The organism is Stenotrophomonas cyclobalanopsidis (assembly GCF_008710035.1).
Classification (GTDB): domain Bacteria; phylum Pseudomonadota; class Gammaproteobacteria; order Xanthomonadales; family Xanthomonadaceae; genus Stenotrophomonas; species Stenotrophomonas cyclobalanopsidis.
The window spans coordinates 14,877-34,481 of record NZ_VYKI01000027.1 but is presented as its reverse complement, the minus strand read 5'-3'; the positions used below and the strand labels follow the sequence as shown (position 1 = coordinate 34,481).

The following is a 19,605-nucleotide window of genomic DNA, read 5'->3' as shown; positions in this document are numbered from 1 at the left end:
CTTCGTAGAGTCGAGCTTGCTCGACTGCTTTGCCGGGACAGTCGAGCAAGCTCGACTCTACGCGACAGCAGTCGAGCAAGCTCGACTCTACGCGACAGCAGTCGAGCAAGCTCGACTCTACGCGACAGCAGTCGAGCAAGCTCGACTCTACGCGACAGCAGTCGAGCAAGCTCGACTCTACGCGATGGCAGTCGAGCAAGCTCGACTCTACGAAAGCGCGGTCAGCGCATCGGCACCAGTGACGCCTGGCGCCGGTACAGCGCGGGGAACTGCTTGCCCAGCGCGGCCAGCTTCGGTGCGTCGTAGTAGCGGATGTAGGCCGCCTGCGGGTAGTTGTTCATGTAGTTCTGGTGGTAGCTCTCGGCCGGGTAGAAACGCTGGCCGCTGGCCACTTGGGTCACGATCGGGCCGCGGTAGCTGCCAGCCTTGCCCAGCTGGTCGATGTAGGCGCGGCTGGCAGCCAGCTGCCTGGCGTCATCGCTGAAGATCGCCGAGCGGTACTGGCTGCCGTGGTCGGGGCCCTGGTAGTTCAGCTGGGTGGGATCGTGCGCCACCGAGAAGAATACCTGCAGCAGCTGCCCATAGCTGACCTGGCGCGGATCGTAGTCGACCTTCACGGCTTCGGCGTGGCCGGTGCGGCCGCTGCTGACGCGCTCGTAGCGTGCATCGGCGGCACTGCCTCCGGCATAGCCGGCTATCGCATTGCTCACGCCTTTCACGTGCTGGAACACGCCCTGCACGCCCCAGAAGCAGCCACCGGCAAACACCACGCTGGCGTGGGTGGCGCCATCGGTGTAAGCGGCATCGCCGGTGGGTGCCGGCAGCGCCTGTACCTGCGCGCTGGCGCTAGCGGGTGCGGCCATTGCGCTGTGGTCCACCAGCAGCACACTGGCCCCCAGTGCCGTGGCGACCAGCCCGGCCACACCCACTGCAATGCCCTGTTCGAAGGAGAATTTCATTGTGCCCTCCTGTTCTCAACCAAAGGTGAAGGCATAGGCCTGCACGCCCGCATCGAGGAACTCGATCTCGAAGCGGTGCGGGCCGACCGTGCCGCGCTGGCGCACCAGCTGGTACAGACGGTTCTCGTTGACCACGCCGCTGCCATCGGCGCCGACATCGCTGCCGGCATCGGCGGCAGGCAGCGGCTTGCCATCCAGCCACACGCGGAAGCGCACCGGCGTGCCGTCCTGCGTCGGTGCCAGCACCAGGTGCAGGTCGCGGGCATGGAACTGGAAGGCGATGCGTCCGCCGGCCTGCTGCAGCTGCGCGGCTTCATCGGTGACGGTCCAGCGGCCGGACAGGCCCCATTGGTTGAGTGCGAGGCTGGCCGGCAGCGTGTAATCGAAGGCCACATCGGTGCGCTGCCCGCCGGCCGAGGCGAAGTGCTCGGCGCGTGCATGGCCCAGGTAGGTTTCCGGCGAGCGCAGGTTGCCCATGTCGGCCTGCGTGGCCACGCCCTGCAGGTCGGCGGCGGCCGGGTCGGCTGGCGGCGGCAGATCGGTCTGGCCGGCTTCGGTCAGCAGGCGGCGGATCACCTGTTCCGAATGCGCGTAGTTGCCTTCACCGAACTGGTGGGCGCGGATGCTGCCCTGCGCATCGACGAAGTACTGCGCCGGCCAGTACTGGTTGTTGAACGCGCGCCAGATCGAATACTGGTTGTCCAGCGCCACCGGGTATTCCACCTTCAGCTGCTGCACGGCCTTCATCACGTTGCGCGGGTCGCGTTCGAAGGCGAACTCGGGTGTGTGTACGCCGACCACCACCAGGCCATGGTCGCGATAGCGGCGTTCCCATTCGTGCACGAAGGGCATCGCACGCAGGCAGTTGATGCAGGAATAGGTCCAGAAGTCGATCAGCACGACTTTGCCGCGCAGCTGCTCGGCTTTCAGCGGCGGGCTGTTGAGCCAGCCGGTGGCACCGTCCAGGGAGGGCAGGGTGCCTTCCACCGGCAGCGGCGCATCGGCACCCGCAGTGGCGCCGGCCATCATCATCGGCGGCGCCGCCGGCTGCGCACCGGGCACGGCATCGAGCAGGCCCTGTTCGATGCGCGCGGTGCTGACCGTGGACAGGCGGGTCAGCAGGCCGGTATCCCAGCCCAGGCCGATCGCCACCACCGCCACCAGCGCGGCAACGCCCAGCACCTTGCGCAGCACATCGCCCAGGCCAAGGCGCGCCTGCAGGGCGTTGAACACGCGGCCGCCGATCCATACCGCCAGCGCGAGCGCGGTGGCCGCACCCAGCGCGTAGGCCAGCAGCAGCGCGCTGGTGCCGACGCTGGCGCCATGCAGGGCAGCGCCGGTCAGCACCAGGCCCAGGATCGGCCCGGCGCACGGTGCCCACAGCAGGCCGGTGGCGATGCCGATCAGCAGCGAGGTCCAGGCCCCGCCACGGCCGTCATCATCGGCGGCATCGGCGCGCGCGCTCAGCCGTGCACCCACGCGCTGGAACGGCGCCAGCAGGTGGTCGGCCAGGCGCGGCCAGAGCAGCGCCAGAGCGAACACGGCCATCAGCACCAGAGCCACCCAGCGGCCGATCTGGTTGGCCTGGGCCACCCATTGGCTGCCCACGGCGGCCAGGCTGGCGACCACGGCGAAGGTCAACGCCATGCCCAGCAGCAGCGGCAGCGTGCTACGCAGGAACGGCCGGTTGGCGCGTGCGAACACGAAGGGCAGCACCGGCAGGATGCACGGGCTGAGCAGGGTCAGTACGCCGCCCAGGTAGGCCAGCAGCAACAGCAGCATCATCAGGCTCCAGAGGTGGGGGAAGAACCAAGCGGCACGCGCCAGCCACCGTCGCTGTCCTGCCGGGCCGCACCGGGCTGGAACAGCAGGGCGGCACCGTTCATGCAGTAGCGCAGGCCGGTCGGGCGCGGGCCATCGTTGAAGACATGGCCGAGGTGGCCGCCGCAGCGGCTGCAGTGCGCTTCCACCCGCAGCATGCCGAAGGTGGTGTCGCGGTCCTCGCCGACGGCGCCATGCAGCGGGGCCCAGAAACTGGGCCAGCCGGTACCGCTCTCAAATTTGGTGGACGAGGAGAACAGCGGCTGCTGGCAGCCGGCGCAGGTGAAGGTCCCCTGCCGGTGTTCCTTGTTCAGCGGGCTGCTGCCGGCGCGTTCGGTGGCCTGCTGGCGCAGCACCGCGTACTGCGCCGGGGTCAGCAGCCGGCGCCATTCGGCATCGGTGCGCATCAGCGGGAACTGTCGAGCCGGGCGGTTCTCGGCGGCGGCCGTGGCAGCGCGGCTGCACGCGCCCAGGCCGAGCACGCCAGCGGCGGTGGCAAGACCACCCAGGCCCAGCAGGTGGCGGCGGGTGAGGGGCATGGTGGACTCCGGGAAGGGGCGACGGGGCCATGCTGCGCCTGCCCGGGTCAACGAATCCTCACGCAGGATTCAATTTTTCGTGAGGTATCGGTGGCCGTCCCGCGCCACAATGCGGTCAGCCTCCCCACTGGCCCCGAGCTGCCGATGTCCGCCAAACGCGTCCTGATCGTCGAAGACGATGCCCATATCGCCGATCTGCTGCGCATGCACCTGGCCGACGAGGGCTACGACGTCGCCCACGCCGCCACAGGCGATGCCGGCCTGCGCCTGCTGGAACAGGATGGCCCGTGGGACGCGCTGGTGCTGGACGTGATGCTGCCCGGCGTGGATGGCCTGCAGATCTGCCAGCGTGCCCGTGCGATGGCGCGCTACGTGCCGATCATCATCATCAGCGCGCGTGGCAGCGAGACCCAGCGCATCGTCGGTCTGGAACTGGGCGCTGACGATTACCTGGCCAAGCCGTTCTCGATGCCCGAGCTGGTGGCGCGCGTGCGCGCGCTGCTGCGCCGTGCCGAAGCGATGGCACAGAACGCGCGCATCGATGCCGGTGCGGTCGAGGTCGGTGGCCTGCAGCTGGACCCGGTGGCGCGCACCGCGTCGGTCGATGGCAGCGCACTGGAACTGACCCCGCGCGAGTTCGACCTGCTGCTGTTCTTCGCCCGCCACCGCGACCAGGTGTTCGCACGGATGGAACTGCTCAACCAGGTCTGGGGCTACCAGCACGATGGTTACGAGCACACGGTGAACACCCACATCAACCGCCTGCGCAGCAAGATCGAACTCGACCCGGCCACGCCGCGGCGGCTGCTGACGGTGTGGGGACGCGGCTACAAGCTGGTCGATCCGGCCGGGGCGTCGGCATGATCACGCCCAACCTGTGGCAGAAGCTGGCGGCGGTGATCGCCGCGCTGATGCTGATGTGCTGCATGGCCCTGCTGGCCCTGCAGATGCGCGCCAGCACCCGCCACGAACAGGAAGTGGTGCAGCGGCTGTCGCTGGGCCTGGCCGAACACATCGCCCAGCGCAGCGAACTGATGGACACCAGCGGCATGCGCGATACCGCGGTTCGCGCGCTGTTCGGCCAGCTGATGGCGGTCAATCCCAGCGTGGAGGTGTACCTGCTGGACGACCAGGGCCGCATCCTCGGCCACGATGCGCCCAGCGGCCACCTGCTGCGCAACCGCGTCGACCTGGCGCCGCTGCGTCGCCTGCTGGCCGGTGCACCACTTCCGATCCTCGGCGACGATCCTCGCAGTACCGGCGGCCGCAAGGTGTTCAGCGTGGCCCCGCTGGTGGTGCAGGGACGCCAGGCCGGTTACGTATATGTGGTGCTGGTGGGCGAACACCGGCAGATGCTGGCCGACGATCTGGCCGCCAGCAATCAGTGGAACACCACGCTGTGGTCGGTGCTGCTGGTGGGCGGGCTGGGCCTGCTGGCCGGGCTGGTTGCGTTCTACTGGGTCACCCGGCCGCTGCGCCGGCTGACGCGGCGCATCCAGGCCTTCGACATCGATGCGCCCACGCCATTGCCGGCCCCGGTGCCGCTGCGCAGCGGCGAGCGCGATGAACTGAAGATCCTCGAACATGCCCACGCGCAGATGGCGCAGCGGCTGGGCGAACAGTGGCAGCAGCTGCGCCAGCAGGACCTGCAGCGCCGCGAACTGGTGGCCAACATCTCGCACGACCTGCGCACGCCGCTGTCCTCGCTGCATGGCTACCTGGAAACGATGGCGCTGAAGGAAGCCACGCTTTCGCCCGACGAACGTCGTCGCTATCTCGGCATCGCCCTGGCGCAGAGCGCCAAGGTCGGCCGCCTGGCGCGCGCGCTGTTCGAACTGGCGCGGCTGGAACATGGCGAAGTGCGCCTGGAGTGGGAGGTGTTCGCGCTGCCGGAACTGCTGCAGGACGTGCTGCAGAAGTTCGAACTGGCCGCACAGGCGCGCGGCCAGCACCTGCATGCGGATTTCCCGCCGGGCCTGCCGCTGGTGCGTGCCGACCTCGGCCTGGTCGAGCGGGTGCTGACCAACCTGCTCGACAACGCGCTGCGGCATGCGCCCGAAGGCGGCGAGGTGCGGGTGCAGCTGCGCGCCATCGAAGGCAGCGTGGAAGTGAGCGTGGCCGACGATGGTCCGGGCGTGGCGCCGGCGCTGCGTGCGCAGCTGTTCCAGGCACCGGCGGCGCTGGGTGCGCGGCGTGGCGAGAATGGTGGGCTGGGCCTGCTGATCGTGCAACGCATCGTGCAGCTGCACGGGCGCCGCATTGAGCTGCGGGAGAGCGCGACCGGCGCGCTGTTCGTGTTTGCGCTGCCGCGCGCGGACGCGGTCGATTTACCGGTAGATCCACGCCATGCGTGGATGCGCTTCACCAAATCGCAGGCAAAAAAAGACCCGGCAGAGGGAGGGATCTGCCGGGTCCGGATTGCATGGGGGGAGGGACCCATGCAATGAGCGTGGGCGTGACGTCAGTGGCTGTTGCCGGTGGCGTCCGCCGTTGTATCTGTCTGGCCCTGCACCAGCTCGGACCAGGCGCGACCGGCCTGCAGGCCAAGATCGACCACGTCCTGCTGGGCCTGTCCCAGCCGCTTCAGGTTGTCCTGCCACAGCTGTGCGCCCTTGGGCAGCAACCCGGCCGGATCTTCGCTGCGGGCCAGTTCGCCCAGCCAGCCGCCGGTCGCGGTCAGGTTGCGTTCCATCGCCTTCAGCTGCACGCCGAACATGCTCTCGGCGTTTTCCAGCGCCAATCGGTTTGCACGCGTTGCCGCAGCCGCCAGCTGGCGGGTGGCATCACTGAAACGATCGGCGAAGGCGTTGGCCATGGCGGCATCGAAAGCGGTTGATGCAATGCAGCATACGCCGATCATGCCGCAATGCAACAAAAAATAGGAAGGCGCTCAAGGCGCCTTCAGAAAACCTTTCGGATCAATGGCTTGATCAGACGCCCGGGCCACGGTACCGGCACCCGGAGGTGCAGGTTTCATGCACGGTGATCTCGCTCAGCGCGGGCAGCACCGGCTTCAGCTCCTTCCAGATCCACACCGCCAGATTCTCGCTGGTCGGGTTTTCCAGGCCGGGGATGTCGTTGAGGTAGTGGTGGTCCAGGCGGTCATAGATCGGCTGGAAGGCGGCTTTGACGTCGCCGAAATCCATGATCCAGCCGGTCTGCGCACCCGGCTCGCCCTCCACCTTCAGTTCCACCCGGAACGAGTGGCCGTGCAGGCGCGCGCATTTGTGGCCCGGCGGCACGTTGGGCAGGCGGTGGGCCGCCTCGAGCATGAAGACTTTGAAGATTTCCATGGCGCGATTGTACGCCGGCGCCGCCGCGGCGGCCGTCCCGGTTGTTGGCTTTCCATAAATCAATTCTTTCCATCCGGATGAAGAGATGTTAGCTTCTCTTATATCCGTATGAAGAGATGTTATTGGTCGCGCCAGACCTGGCATGGATTACTGCGGAACTTCCGTCGTCCACTACCACCCCCCACATCGTCATGTCCCAGCACACCCTGCTCGTGGCGGCCCTGGCCGTCGCTCTGGCCGCGCCTTTGTCTGCCGCCGCCGAAACCTCCGCCGACGCCAGTGGCGAAGCCAGCACCCTGGCCGCCGTGCGCGTCACCGGGTCCAACATCAAGCGCACCGATACCGAAGCGTCCAACCCGGTGCAGGTGATCGGCCGCCAGCAGCTGGAACAGACCGGCAAGGCCACCGTCGCCGACGTGCTGCGTTCCATCTCGGCCAACACCGGCAACGCCAGCAACGAAACCACCAACAACGGCTGGGCGTCCGGCTCGGCCGGCATCGGCCTGCGCGGGCTCTCGCAGAAGAACACGCTGGTGCTGCTCAACGGCCGCCGCCTGGCCAACTACGGCTTCCCGGCCGGTGGCCTGTCCGACACCTTCGTCGATCTCAACGCGCTGCCGCTGGTGGCGGTCGAGCGCATCGAAGTGCTCAAGGACGGCGCCTCGGCCGTGTACGGCTCCGATGCGGTGGCCGGCGTGGTCAACATCATCACCCGGCAGAACTTCGAAGGCGCCGAACTCGGCGGCAGCTTCGGCGGTGCCGACCAGGGCGGCCTGCACGAGCAGAGCCTGAAGTTCGTCGGTGGCCTCGGTGACCTGGATACCGATGGCTACAACATCCTCTTCAGCCTGCAGGGCTACAACCGCGAACGCCTGGACCAGGACGAGCGCAACCTGACCAGGAGCGGCATCTACAGCGACCAGCCCGGCGGCCGTTGGAACGGCTGGTCGGCCAAGGGCGCGCGCTATCTCATCAACGGCGTCTCGGTGCCGATGCTCGATGCCGACGGCAACTGCCCCACCGGCACCACCCGCGTCGCCAGCGCGCCCATCGACGGCCTCGCCGGTGATACCTGCGGCTTCAACCAGGCGCCGTACACCACCCTGATTCCTTCGACCAAGCGCTACCAGGCGTATGCCAACGGTACCTTCCGCCTTGGCGAGAACGTCGAAGCCTTCGGCGAAGTGCTGTACAGCCAGATCAAAAGCGCTGCCTGGTTCGGCAGCAGCCCGTTCTTCACCCTGGAAAGCGGCCGTTTCGCCCTGAACGCGGAAACCGGCCTGGCCGAACCGGTGTCTTCCAACCTGCCGGCCAGCAGCCCGTACAACCCGTATGGCCGCGCCGTGCCGATCGAATACACCTTCTTCGACCTCGGCGGCACCATCAAGACCAACCGCTCCACCGCCTACCGCGGCGTGGTCGGCCTGCGCGGCAGCACCGCCGCCTGGGATTGGGAACTGGCCGCGTTCGGCGCGCGTAGCAGCGAGCGCGAGACCGTGTCGGGCGGCTTCGCCAACCGCTGGGCGCTGGCCGATGCGCTGGCCAGCGGCAGCTACAACCTGCTCAACCCGTCGGCCACCCCGCAGTCGGTGATCGATGCGATCAACCTCTCCACCCTGCGCCCGGCCGAATCGGTGCTGCAGGGCGTGGATGCCAAGATCTCCGGCACCCTGGGCCGCACCTGGGCCGGTGACATCGGCTTTGCTGCCGGTGCTGAATGGCGCCGCGAGAAGCTCGATTCCAACAACCCCTGGCAGATCGATGCCGGCCTGCAGGTGCGCCCGGCCATCGCCGAAGTGCACGGCGAGCGGAAGGTCAGCGCCGCGTATGCCGAAGTGAACGTGCCGCTGGCCACGGGCCTGGAACTGTCCGCCGCCGCGCGTGCCGACCACTACGACGACTTCGGCGACGCGTTCTCGCCCAAGCTCGGCCTGCGCTGGCAGCCGCTGGATTTCCTGCTGGTGCGCGCCTCGGCGTCGAAGGGCTTCCGTGCGCCGTCCCTGTCGGAGAACTCCAACAGCACCAGCATCGCCTACGGCAGCGTGGTCGACCCGCGCGACCCGGACGTGCCGGGGTCGCGGCAGAACCCGACCTTCTTCACCGTTGGCAACAGCGAACTGAAGCCCGAGCGCACCAAGAGCGTGAACTTCGGCGTGGTGCTCTCGCCGTGGGCCAACACCAACCTGAGCGTGGATTACTACCGCATCCAGCTGGACAACCTGGTCGGCACCAACAACACCCAGACCCTGGTCAACGACAACGTCGCCGGTGCCGTGCAGCGCGACGAGCGCGGCAAGCTGCAGGCCGTGTTCAACCGCTACCAGAACCTGAGCGAGCTGAAGACTTCGGGCATCGACGTCGAGCTGCGCCAGCGCATTCCGACTGCCGCGCTGGGCGACTTCACCCTGTCCTCGGCCTACACCCACGTGCGCGACTACCGTCGCCCCACCGTGGTGGGTGGCCCGCTGGTGGATTACGCCGGCAGCAACCTCGGCGCAACGCTGCCGAAGAACAAGGCGACCACCACGCTGGACTGGACCTACCGCGATTTCACCGCGGCCGTCACCTGGTACTACACCAGCGGTTACGACCAGAAGGCCAGCACCGCCGCCGCGGCCGTGCAGGACCGCATCGATGCGTACAACCAGTTTGATCTGTACCTGGCCTATGCCGGCATCGACAAACTGACCGTCTACGCCAAGGTGCAGAACCTGGCCGACAGGACGCCGCCGTACGACGCCTCGTTCCCCGGCATCCGCGCGCCGTACGACTTCAGCCAATACGACCTTCGTGGCCGCTACTTCACCCTCGGCTTCGATTACCGCTTCTGATGCCATCGCCGCGGCCGGCCACCCTGCGTGGCCGGCCGCGTTGCCGCTGTCCTGTTTCCCGGGGAGTCACCGTGTCCTTCCACCGCCGTGCCGTTCTTCCGCTGCTGCTTGCCGCCGCCACCGTTCTGTCCTCGCCGCTGCCGGCGCAGGCCCAGAATGCGTACTTCTTCCCGCAGGCCACCGACGCTGCCGCGTTCGATGCCGCCATTCCCAGCCCCGAACAGTTCCTCGGCTACCCGATCGGCAGCCGCTACACCCGCCATGACCAGCTGGTGGCCTATTTCCAGGAACTGGCGAAGCATTCGGATAAGATCCGTGTGCAGGAAATCGGCCGCAGCTACGAAGGCCGTCCGCTGCTGATCGCCACCGTCACCGCCGCCGACAACCAGGCGCGCATCGACCGGATCCGCCAGCAGCACGCCACCCTGGTCGACCCGACGCAACCGCGCAGCGCCGCCGGTGACAGCCCCGTCGTGGTCTGGCTGGGCTACAGCGTGCATGGCAACGAAACCTCCAGCGGCGAAGCGGCGATGCTGACCGCCTATTACCTGGTGGCCAACCGCAGCGCCGAGACCCAGCAGTGGCTGCAGCAGTCGGTGGTGCTGTTCGACCCGGCGCAGAACCCCGACGGCCGCGACCGTGCCGCGAACTGGCACAACGCCTGGGCTTCGGACCCGGCCTCGTCCGACCCGGCCGACAAGGAACATGTCGAACCGTTCCCGCAGGGCCGCACCAACCATTACTTCACCGATCTCAACCGCGACTGGCTGGCCCTGACCCAGCAGGACTCGCGGCCCAAGCTGGCCGTGTTCCACCAGTGGTACCCGAACGTGCAGATCGACTTCCACGAGATGGGCAAGGACAGCACGTACTACTTCGAGCCTTCGCCGAAGAGCATGCACAGCCCGCTGATTCCGGCGGCGTCGTATGAGTTCAACAAGACCCTGGCCAAGTACCACGCGCAGTCGCTGGATGCGTTGGGCTCGCTGTATTACACCGGCGAGAACTACGACAACTTCTCGCCGGTGTATGGCTCGACCTATCCGGATTTCCACGGCGCGGTCGGTGTCACCGTCGAGCAGGCCAGCTCGCGTGGGCGCGTGCAGGAATCGGTGAACGGCCTGCTGACTTTCCCCTTCACCATCCGCAACCAGGTCGCCACCGGCCTGGGCACGGTGCGCGGTGCGGTGACCGAGCGCAGTGGCCTGTTCGACCTGCAGAAGGATTTCTTCCAGAGTGCGCTGAAGCAGGCGGCACAGCAGCCGGTGAAGAGCTTCGTGTTCGGCGATGCGCACGACCCGGCACTGACCCGGCGCCTGCTGGAGCTGTTGCTGCTGCACCGGATTGACGTGCGTGCACTGGATCGCACGGTCACGGTCGACGGGCAGCGCTTCGACGCTGGCAGCGCGTACGTCGTGCCGGTGCAGCAGGCGCAGTTCCGCCTGGTCCATTCGATCTTCGCCGAGACGCCGTCGATCAAGGGTGACGTGTTCTACGGCAGCACCAGCTACGCGATCGCACCGGCCTACGGGGTGGCCTTCGCCGGCAGCCGCAGCCGCATCGACGGCGGCGCCCGCGTGGCGGAGCTGCCGCCGGTGCAGGGTGCGGTCAACGGCGGCCAGGCCGGCTTCGCCTACGCCATTGACTGGCGCGACTACAACGCCGGCCGCGCGCTGGCCGCGCTGCAGGCCAAGGGACTGAGCGCACGTGCCGCGTTCAAGCCGTTCAGCAGCGCCACCGCGCAGGGCCAGGTCGACTTCGCCGCGGGCAGCCTGGTCATCCCGGTGGCCGGCCAGCCGCTGCAGGGCGCGGCCCTGCTCGAGGCGGTGACCGCCGCCGCACGCGACGCCAGCGTGCAGGTGCATGCCCTGTCCAGCGGCCGCAGCAGTGAGGGCATCGATCTCGGCAGCGATGGCGTCAAGGCACTGCGCAAGCCGGCCGTGGCGCTGGTGATGGGCGAGGGTGTGGCTGCGACCGAGATCGGTTCGGCCTGGTTCCTGCTCGACCAGCAGCTGCACCTGCCGGCCAGCAAGCTGGATCCGCAGCAGCTGGGCAAGGTCGCGCTGGACCGCTACACCACCATCGTGCTGTCCGGAGGCACCTACTCCGGCATCGACGCCACCGCCGTGGCCGCGCTGAAGCGCTGGGTTCAGGCGGGCGGCTCGCTGGTGACCTACGGCAGCGCGTCGAAATGGGCGGTGGAACAGAAGCTGGCCGAAGGCGAATCGCTGGGCAAGGAAGAGGAAGCGGGCGACGCCGGCCGCCGCGCGTTCGGTGACCAGCGTGACATCGCCGCGATCGAGCGGGTGAGCGGCAACATCCTCAGCGCCGATGTCGATACCACCCATCCGCTGGCGTTCGGCGTGCCGCGCCGGCAGCTGGCGGTCAACAAGGAAAACACGGTGACGCTGCAGCCGAGTGCGAACCCGTTCTCGACGGTGGTGCGCATCGACGCGACGCCGCGGGTGAATGGTTACCTGTCCGAGCGCAACCGTGCGCGGGTGGCGGGGAGTGCGTGGCTGCTGGTGTCGGCGCAGGGGCAGGGCAACGTGGTGTTGTTTGCCGATGATCCAGCGCATCGCAAGTACTGGCACGGTACCGATCGCCTGCTGATCAATGCGATTTTCTTCGGGAATCTGGTGAATCCGGCTAAGGCGCGGGGTTGAGGCTTTACGCGCCTTGTTGATGCGGGGGTGGGAGGCCGGGCGGGCCGCACAGGACACGCCGCAAGTACGTCCCTGTAGGCTCGTAGGCGCCATCCATGGCGCCTGCGGTCCTGCGCAACCCATCCGTCCTCCCCCGACAGTTTCACGCGGGCGCGGACGCATCAAACCCAAAGCGGGAGCAAGGGCAAAAAGCAAAAGCAGCGGCTTCGGCTTTTGCTCTTGAATTTGAATTTGATCGTTCTTCCTCCAGCTACTTCGCGGGAGAAGGAAGGCGCTGGGAATGTCTGAAGCGCTTGGGAGCGGGGACGGCGCAAAACCGCAGGCGCCATGGATGGCGCCTACGAGCTTACATGGATGTATTTACAGCGTGTTTTGCGCCGTCCCCGCTCCCAAGCGCCCACGCGAAACCCACCGCAGGCTCTCAAACAACCCAAGTAGCCAGCACAAAAAAGGACGGCGCCTCAGCGCCGTCCCTCGATAGCCCCCGCGCAGCAGGAAGCACAACAACCGTCAGCTGCAATCAGCCCGTGCGACTGCCGCCGTTGCCGCCCTGGCTGCGGCCACGGCCGCCACCATTGCCGCCACCGCCACGACGCTGGCCCTGACCCGCGCCCGCACCGGCACGCTGCTGGCCATTGCCACCGCCTTCGCGACGGCCACCGCCGGCCTTCTTCGGGCCTGCGTGTGCATGGCGCGGTGCATCGCCGTGCGGGCGACGCGCGTGGCTCTTGCGCGGTGCGCGCTCGCCGGTATCGTGCTCGGCCTTGCCCGGTGCACTGTTGCCCCAACGGATCGGCGTCTGCAGCTCGAAGCCCGGCACGTCGCGGATGTCCATGTCACGGCCCAGCAGGCGGGTGATCGCACGCAGCAGCTTCACTTCATCCTGCGCCACCAGCGAAATCGCCTGGCCGGTCGCACCGTTGCGACCGGTACGGCCGATGCGGTGCACGTAATCCTCGGCCACCATCGGCAGGTCGAAGTTGATCACCTTCGGCAGCTCGTTGATGTCGATGCCGCGCGCGGCGATGTCGGTGGCCACCAGCACGGTCACGCGACCGGCCTTGAAGTCACCCAGTGCACGCAGGCGCTGGCCCTGGCTCTTGTTGCCGTGGATGGCCGCGGTCTTGATGCCGGACTTTTCCAGGAACGAGGCCAGCTTGTCGCTGCCGTGCTTGGTGCGCGCGAAGACCAGGGTCTGCTCGCGGCTGTCCTGCGCCAGCAGGTGCAGCAGCAGGTCACGCTTGCGGCTGCCATCGACCGGGTGCACGCGGTGGGTGATGGTCTCGGCCACGGTGTTCTTCGGCGTCACCTGGATCTGTTCCGGGTTGCGCATGAACTCCAGCGCCAGCTGGCGGATGTTGTCCTCGAAGGTGGCCGAGAACAGCAGGGTCTGGCGGTTCTGCTTCGGCAGCTTGGCCAGGATGCGCTTGATCGACGGCAGGAAGCCCATGTCGAGCATGCGGTCGGCTTCGTCCAGGATCAGCACTTCGATGCCGGACAGGTCGACGCTGCGACGCTCCAGGTGGTCGATCAGGCGGCCCGGGCAGGCGACCAGCAGGTCGACGCCGCGGCGCAGGATGTCCAGCTGGTTGCCCATGCCGACGCCGCCGTAGATGCAGGCGCTGGGAATGCGCAGGTACTTGCTGTAGCCGCGCAGGCTGTCATGCACCTGGGTGGCCAGTTCGCGGGTCGGGGCCAAGATCAGTGCACGCGGCTTGCGCGGGCCGCTGCGCACTTCCTGCGAGGCGGTGCCCAGGTGCTGCAGCAGCGGCAGGCCGAAGGCGGCGGTCTTGCCGGTACCGGTCTGTGCGCCGGCCAGCAGGTCGCGACCGGCCAGCGCCAGCGGGATCGCCTGCTGCTGGATCGGGGTCGGATTTTCGTAGCCCTGCTCGGCGAGCGCGCGCAGCAGGAAAGGCGCAAGGCCCAGGGATTCAAAAGACATTGAGATTGCTCCAAGTACAAGAAACGCCTGTCCGAACGGACAGACGGGGGCAGATCAAACTGATCGGCTGACTCGGAGCGTTCCCGTGAACCGCGCTGCGAGAATTGGGTGCAGCCGGCACGGAGCGCAGGCTGGAATGCGTGACGAACGGCGTCGGAGTGGGGGCGGGCGAAGTGGGCGGACCCAGGTCGCCGGCGATCCCGGAGGGAAACGGACGGCCGCTGCAGACCCCGCAAGTCTAAACGATCTTCAATACTCCGCGCAAAATCCCCTGTTCAGGTAGGGGGGTATCTGCCGGGCTTGCAGCCCTGCACCCGCTAACGTCAACGTCAACGTCAACGTCAAAAGCGGGCTATCCGTGGGCTGGCGGGGTGGGTCCGGTTGAGGGGGACGGCGTGAATACGTCCATGTAGCCTCGGTCGCGCCATCCATGGCGCTCACGCCCCCTCAACCGGACCCACCCCGCCTTCGACAGTTTCCCGCTATCTGGCGGAACGGCGTTCTGCCCTGGTGGGTGCCGACCGTTGGTCGGCACGAATGAATTCATTCGATATTTGACAGATGTGCCGACCAACGGTCGGCACCCACCAACAGCCGCCGGCCAACTGTCGAAGGCGGGGCACTGTGGGTTTGTGGGGTGTGAGCCGCATGGATGCGGCGACCAAGCCCCCATGGACGGGTTTACGGCGTCCCCGCGAACCCACAGTGCCCCACCATCCCACGGAACGCCGCTCTGGCTTTTGACGTAGACGTGGCTTGAAGCAGGTGCAGGGCGCAGCCCTGCCGACCCCCCCACTACGGTAGGGTGGCCCGATGCCGCGCTGCAGCTTGGCTACACCGCGCATTTGATTACACTTGAAACTTGTTTGCCCACGACTCCGGACACCCACCCATGAAGCTTGGTTCTTTGAAGGAAGGCGGCCGCGACGGCACCCTGATCGTCGTCTCGCGTGACCTGCGCCTCGGCGTCCGCGCCACCGGCATTGCCGCCACCCTGCAGCAGGCCCTGGAAGACTGGAGCCACATCGCCCCGCGCCTGAACGCCCTGTACGAATCGCTGAACGCTGGCGACGCCGATGGCGTGTTCGACCTCGACCCGCAGGCCCTGGCCGCGCCGATGCCGCGTGCCTATGAGTTCGTCGATGGCAGCGCCTACCTGCCGCATGTCGAGCGCGTGCGCCGCGCCCGTGGCGCCGAGGTGCCGGAGAGCTTCTATACCGATCCGCTGATGTACCAGGCCACCAGCGCCGGCTTCCATGGCCCGCGCGACGCGGTCAAGGTGGTCAGCGAGGAGTACGGCATCGACCTGGAAGCCGAGATCGTGGTCATCACCGACGACGTGCCGATGGCGGCCACCGCCGAACAGGCCGCTGGCCACATCCAGCTGGTCGGCCTGGTCAACGATGTCTCGCTGCGCAACCTGATCCCGGGCGAGCTGGCCAAGGGCTTCGGGTTCCTGCAGTCCAAGCCGCGCTCGGCGCTGTCGCCGGTGTTCGTCACCCCCGATGAGCTGGGCACCGCCTGGCAGGACAGCAAGGTGCACCTGCCGCTGCTGACCCACATCAACGGGAAGTGGTTCGGTGCGCCGGAAGCCGGCGTGGACATGCAGTTCAACTTCGCCCAGCTGGTCGCGCATGCGGCCAAGACCCGTCCGCTGGGCGCCGGCACCATCGTCGGCTCGGGCACCATCGCCAACGAGGACACCAGCAAGGGCGCCTCCTGCTTCGCCGAACAGCGCGTGGTGGAAACCCTGCGCGACGGCAAGCCGAGCACGCCGTTCATGTCCTTCGGTGACGTGGTGCGCATCGAGATGCTCGACGCCGCCGGCAACAGCATCTTCGGTGCGATCGAACAGCGCATCGAGCAGGCGGCCAAGCCCTGAGCATGGAGGCGGCGATGGACATCCTGGTTGACGACGGCCCGGTCGACGACGGCCTCGTGCTGTTCACCTACTGGCGATCCAGCGCCGCCTACCGCGTGCGCATCGGCCTGCAGCTGAAGGGCCTGGCCTGGGAGGGCCGACCGGTGCATCTGGTGCGTGATGGTGGCGAGCAGCATGCCGACGCCTATGCCGCGCTCAACCCGCAGCAGCTGGTGCCCACCCTGCTGCATGACGGGCACACGTTTACCCAGTCGCTGGCGATCCTCGAATACCTCGATGAGCGCTATCCGCAGGTGCCGCTGCTGCCGGTCGATGCGGTCGGCCGCGCGCGGGTGCGGGCGTTGGCCCAGCTGGTGGCCTGCGACATCCATCCGATCAACAACCTGCGGGTGATGCAGTACCTCGAACGTCGCCTGGAAGTACCGGCCGACGCGCGCACGCAGTGGACCCTGCACTGGATGGCCGACGGCTTCGCGGCGATGGAAGCGATGCTCGCGGGCAGTGCGGATACCAGCGTGTTCTGCCACGGCGACCGCCCCGGCCTGGCCGACATCTGCCTGCTGCCGCAGCTGTACAACGCGCACCGCTTCGGCCTGGACCTGACACCATACCCGACCCTGCGCCGCATCGAAGCGGCCTGCCAGGCGCTGGACGCCTTCGACCGCGCGCGCCCGGAAAACCAGCCCGACGCCGCCTGACACGCCGCTTCGCTCGCCGGGCATGGCCCGGCGCTACCGGTCGGGCGTCGGTGGTAGCGCCGGGCCACGCCCGGCGGATTCCGCGTCGTCCACCCGCAAACGGGCCAGGTCATCGCGGAACAGCCGGTAGGCCTCCTCACGCCGGGCGTCGTCGCCCTGCCGCAGCACCCACGCCGGGTGCACGGTGGCATAGCCGCGGGTGCCGTCTTCCAGCGTGTGCCAGCGACCGCGGTCGCGTGACAGCTGGAAGCCCGCGCCGAACACCGAGGAAGCAGCGGTGGCGCCCAGGCAGACGATCACCTGCGGCCGCACCCGCGCGATCTCGCCCAGCAGCCACGGCTGGCAGGCCCGCACATGCCGGCTTTCGGGGCGCTTGTGCAGGCGCACCTTGCCGCGTCGCTCGTGGTGGAAGTGCTTGACCGCATTGGTCAGGTACAGCGTGGCGCGGTCGATGCCGAGTTCGGCCAGGGCCCGGTCCAGCAGCTGGCCGGCCGGGCCAGCGAAGGGGCGGCCGCAGAGATCCTCGGTATCGCCGGGTTGTTCGCCGATCACCATCACCCGTGCATCGGCCGGCCCTTGCCCGAACACCACCTGGGTCGCCGGTTCCCACAGCGGGCACTGCCTGCAACCGGCGGCCTGGGCGCGCAGCGCCTCGAGGCTGTCGGCGCTTGATCCCGGTGATGGCAGCACCGCCGGTCGCTGCGGAATCTTCCGCTGCGGGGCCTGCGCGGGACGGTCATGCATTTCCTGCACGCGGTCGGCCGCATCGCGCACCAGCCCCGGCAGCAGCTGCGCTTCGGGCAGGTGGCGCCAGTACCGCGCCGGCATCTCCTGCAGCATCATCCGGGTGTTCAAGCGGGCCGGGTTGAAGATGCTGGCGTAGTAGGTCTGCCACAGCGATTCGCGCGCATCCTCGGCCGGGGCATCTTCGCGCCGGGCGCCGGGCCCGAACGCCAACGCCTCGCCATCCCAGTACACGCTGCGGCCGGGGGTGAGGATGGCCCAGCGCATGCCGGCGAAGCGGCGCGCGAAGAAGGGCGCGACGCGCTCGACGATGTGATGGTCCGGCTCGAACCATGCGATGAAGGCATCGGTCTGCCCGGGCACTTCGCGGAAGCGCACGAAGGCCTTCATCTTGTGGGTGTCGCGGCGCACGGCCTGGGCCAGCGCCATTGCCCGCAGCACGTCGGCATCGGCCGGGTTGGACAGCACGCTGCGCTCGCCGTGGGCAATGCGCCACAGCAGCCGGTACAGCAGGGCCAGGCGCTGCGGCTCGCGATGGCACAGGCAGGTTGCAGCCAGCTCCATGAAATCGCGCGGCACGCTGGGCGCGCTGGCGTCGGCGGGCAGGGGAGCCCCCTGCACCGATGGCGCATCCAGCAGCGAGGCCTCGCTGCCTTCCAGCCAGTCCAGCTGCGCCGGCGCCACGCCACGCAGCAGCGCCTCGCGTGCGGCATCGCGCCAGGCCTCCAGCGACCACGGCGGGTCCACCCGCAGCGACCAGCGCTGCGCGTCAGGCGGCGGGCGGGGCATCAAACAGCGAGCCCTGTCGTGGCGGCGGGGCCAGCTGCGCGCGCAACGCCGCCGGGTCATCCAGCGCCTTGCGCGGGTGGTGGTCGGCCAGCAGCACGAACGGCAGCAGCTTGCTCATCGGCGCCTTCAACCGGGCCACGTCGGCTACCCGCAGGCGGCCATGCCGGCGCGCCATCAGCACCCGCTTCACGTTGCGCACGCCCAGCCCGGGCACGCGCAGCAGCAGTTCCTTCGGCGCGCGGTTCAGGTCCACCGGGAAGCGCTCGGGGTGGCGGATCGCCCAGGCCATCTTCGGGTCGATGTCCAGGTCCAGCATGCCGTCCTGGGTGGTATCGGTGATTTCCTCCACGCCATACCCGTAAAAGCGCAGCAGCCAGTCGGCCTGGTACAGGCGATGCTCGCGCTGCAGCGGGGGCGGCTGCAGCGGCAACTGGCGGCTGGCATCGGGAATGGGGCTGAAGGCCGAGTAATACACGCGGCGCATGCGGTAGTTGCCGTACAGCGCGTCGGCACTGGCCAGGATCTGCTGGTCATTGGCCCCGTCGGCGCCGACGATCATCTGCGTGCTCTGCCCGGCCGGGGCGAAGCGCGGCGGGCGAGGCCGCGCGCTGCGGGTGGCCGCCGGCGCGACCACGGCCGGCGCCTTGCGTGCCTCCTTGGCCTCCTCGATGCGCCAGCGCAGCTCGCCCATCGCGCCACGGATCGACTGCACGGTCTTTTCCGGTGCCAGCGCGCTCAGGCCGGCTTCGGTCGGCAGCTCCACGTTGATCGACAGCCGGTCGGCATAGCGCCCGGCACTGGCCAGCAGCTCGGGCGAGGCCTCGGGAATGGTCTTGAGGTGGATATAGCCGGCGTAGCGGTGTTCCTCGCGCAGCTGCCGCGCCACTTCCACCATCTGTTCCATGGTGTAGTCGGCATTGCGGATGATGCCGCTGGAGAGGAACAGCCCCTCGATGTAGTTGCGCTTGTAGAAGTCCAGGGTCAGCGCGACCACCTCGTCCACGCCGAAGCGCGCCCGCGGCACGTTGCTGGAGACGCGGTTCACGCAGTAGGCGCAGTCGTAGACGCAGAAGTTGGTCAGCAGGATCTTCAGCAGGGAGACGCAGCGACCATCCGGCGTATAGCTGTGGCAGATGCCCATGCCTTCGGTGCTGCCGATGCCGCCGCTGGCGCGCGAATCACGCTTGCCCGCGCCGCTGGAGGCGCAGGAGGCGTCGTACTTGGCGGCATCGGCCAGGATGGCCAGCTTGCGGATGGTTTCCATTGAGGAAACCTACGGACAGCGGGTCTCATTGGATGAGACAGCCCCTTAACTCTTCAGGTTCACGCCGGGCATGGCCCGGCGCTACCCTGGGGAACGGGCATGGCCCGGCGCTACCCTGGGAAACGGGCGTGGCCCGGCGTTATCCGGGGAAACGGGCGTGGCCCGGCGTTATCCGGG

The 19,605-nt window shown here is 68.1% G+C and carries 13 protein-coding genes and 1 pseudogene; 6 read left to right on the top strand and 8 right to left on the bottom strand.

Annotated features, from left to right (window positions below):
* Positions 1-221: 221 nt before the first annotated feature.
* From msrA to msrB, 3 genes are read right to left on the bottom strand one after another with little or no spacing between them, the layout of a single operon-like run.
* Entirely contained in the window at positions 222-959 is a 738-nt protein-coding gene (gene msrA / locus FJU31_RS16200) for a peptide-methionine (S)-S-oxide reductase MsrA (RefSeq protein WP_150455653.1), read from the bottom strand.
* A 15-nt stretch (positions 960-974) separates the two neighbouring features.
* Positions 975-2,741: a cytochrome c biogenesis protein DipZ gene (locus tag FJU31_RS16195; protein ID WP_150455652.1), complete on the bottom strand. Its 1,767-nt coding sequence runs from the start codon at positions 2,739-2,741 to the stop codon at positions 975-977.
* Between the two features lie 2 nt (positions 2,742-2,743).
* Entirely contained in the window at positions 2,744-3,319 is a 576-nt protein-coding gene (gene msrB, locus FJU31_RS16190) for a peptide-methionine (R)-S-oxide reductase MsrB (RefSeq protein ID WP_150455651.1), read from the bottom strand.
* A 144-nt stretch (positions 3,320-3,463) separates the two neighbouring features.
* Here msrB and FJU31_RS16185 point away from each other — a divergent pair, with 144 nt between their 5' ends.
* Together FJU31_RS16185 and FJU31_RS16180 are read left to right on the top strand one after the other, a co-directional pair.
* Entirely contained in the window at positions 3,464-4,183 is a 720-nt protein-coding gene (locus FJU31_RS16185; protein ID WP_116863761.1) for a response regulator transcription factor, read from the top strand.
* A pseudogene (locus tag FJU31_RS16180) lies at positions 4,180-5,637 on the top strand (sensor histidine kinase); the annotation flags it as partial. The gene FJU31_RS16185 and the pseudogene FJU31_RS16180, both read left to right, overlap by 4 nt.
* Positions 5,638-5,780: 143 nt before the next feature.
* Here FJU31_RS16180 and FJU31_RS16175 read toward each other — a convergent pair.
* Positions 5,781-6,134, bottom strand: a complete 354-nt coding sequence (locus tag FJU31_RS16175; RefSeq protein ID WP_150455650.1) for a phasin family protein — start codon at positions 6,132-6,134, stop codon at positions 5,781-5,783.
* Between the two features lie 115 nt (positions 6,135-6,249).
* The gene (queD, locus tag FJU31_RS16170; protein WP_150455649.1) at positions 6,250-6,612 is read right to left on the bottom strand and encodes a 6-carboxytetrahydropterin synthase QueD; all 363 of its coding nucleotides are present in this window, start codon (positions 6,610-6,612) and stop codon (positions 6,250-6,252) included.
* Between the two features lie 191 nt (positions 6,613-6,803).
* Between queD and FJU31_RS16165 the strand changes: the two genes are divergently transcribed.
* Together FJU31_RS16165 and FJU31_RS16160 are read left to right on the top strand one after the other, a co-directional pair.
* A complete protein-coding gene (locus FJU31_RS16165; RefSeq protein ID WP_150455648.1) occupies positions 6,804-9,443 on the top strand; it encodes a TonB-dependent receptor in 2,640 nt (879 codons plus the stop codon).
* Positions 9,444-9,514: 71 nt separating this feature from the next.
* Complete coding sequence (locus tag FJU31_RS16160; protein ID WP_150455647.1) at positions 9,515-12,109, top strand: M14 family zinc carboxypeptidase; 2,595 nt, start codon at positions 9,515-9,517, stop codon at positions 12,107-12,109.
* 520 nt (positions 12,110-12,629) lie between these two features.
* Here FJU31_RS16160 and FJU31_RS16155 read toward each other — a convergent pair.
* Positions 12,630-14,051 carry a DEAD/DEAH box helicase gene (locus FJU31_RS16155; protein WP_150455646.1) on the bottom strand — a complete coding sequence of 474 codons (1,422 nt, stop codon included), beginning with the start codon at positions 14,049-14,051 and terminating at the stop codon, positions 12,630-12,632.
* A gap of 892 nt (positions 14,052-14,943) precedes the next feature.
* Here FJU31_RS16155 and FJU31_RS16150 point away from each other — a divergent pair.
* Both FJU31_RS16150 and maiA read left to right on the top strand, forming a co-directional pair.
* Positions 14,944-15,933 carry a fumarylacetoacetate hydrolase family protein gene (locus FJU31_RS16150; RefSeq protein ID WP_150455645.1) on the top strand — a complete coding sequence of 330 codons (990 nt, stop codon included), beginning with the start codon at positions 14,944-14,946 and terminating at the stop codon, positions 15,931-15,933.
* Between the two features lie 14 nt (positions 15,934-15,947).
* Complete coding sequence (gene maiA / locus FJU31_RS16145) at positions 15,948-16,631, top strand: maleylacetoacetate isomerase (protein ID WP_150455644.1); 684 nt, start codon at positions 15,948-15,950, stop codon at positions 16,629-16,631.
* 33 nt (positions 16,632-16,664) lie between these two features.
* Here maiA and FJU31_RS16140 read toward each other — a convergent pair whose 3' ends face one another.
* Both FJU31_RS16140 and FJU31_RS16135 read right to left on the bottom strand, forming a co-directional pair.
* A complete protein-coding gene (locus FJU31_RS16140) occupies positions 16,665-18,164 on the bottom strand; it encodes a UdgX family uracil-DNA binding protein (protein ID WP_150455643.1) in 1,500 nt (499 codons plus the stop codon).
* Positions 18,145-19,428, bottom strand: a complete 1,284-nt coding sequence (locus tag FJU31_RS16135; protein WP_150455642.1) for a putative DNA modification/repair radical SAM protein — start codon at positions 19,426-19,428, stop codon at positions 18,145-18,147. The genes FJU31_RS16140 and FJU31_RS16135 overlap by 20 nt, the downstream gene beginning before the upstream one ends.
* Positions 19,429-19,605: the final 177 nt, after the last annotated feature.

Coding starts and splice junctions, on each gene's coding strand:
- FJU31_RS16195 (WP_150455652.1), bottom strand. CDS start 2,741: ATGCTGCTGTTGCTGCTGGCCTACCTGGGCGGCGTACTGACCCTGCTC.
- msrA (WP_150455653.1), bottom strand. CDS start 959: ATGAAATTCTCCTTCGAACAGGGCATTGCAGTGGGTGTGGCCGGGCTG.
- msrB (WP_150455651.1), bottom strand. CDS start 3,319: ATGCCCCTCACCCGCCGCCACCTGCTGGGCCTGGGTGGTCTTGCCACC.
- FJU31_RS16185 (WP_116863761.1), top strand. CDS start 3,464: ATGTCCGCCAAACGCGTCCTGATCGTCGAAGACGATGCCCATATCGCC.
- FJU31_RS16175 (WP_150455650.1), bottom strand. CDS start 6,134: ATGGCCAACGCCTTCGCCGATCGTTTCAGTGATGCCACCCGCCAGCTG.
- FJU31_RS16165 (WP_150455648.1), top strand. CDS start 6,804: ATGTCCCAGCACACCCTGCTCGTGGCGGCCCTGGCCGTCGCTCTGGCC.
- FJU31_RS16150 (WP_150455645.1), top strand. CDS start 14,944: ATGAAGCTTGGTTCTTTGAAGGAAGGCGGCCGCGACGGCACCCTGATC.
- maiA (WP_150455644.1), top strand. CDS start 15,948: ATGGACATCCTGGTTGACGACGGCCCGGTCGACGACGGCCTCGTGCTG.
- FJU31_RS16155 (WP_150455646.1), bottom strand. CDS start 14,051: ATGTCTTTTGAATCCCTGGGCCTTGCGCCTTTCCTGCTGCGCGCGCTC.
- FJU31_RS16135 (WP_150455642.1), bottom strand. CDS start 19,428: ATGGAAACCATCCGCAAGCTGGCCATCCTGGCCGATGCCGCCAAGTAC.
- queD (WP_150455649.1), bottom strand. CDS start 6,612: ATGGAAATCTTCAAAGTCTTCATGCTCGAGGCGGCCCACCGCCTGCCC.
- FJU31_RS16140 (WP_150455643.1), bottom strand. CDS start 18,164: ATGCCCCGCCCGCCGCCTGACGCGCAGCGCTGGTCGCTGCGGGTGGAC.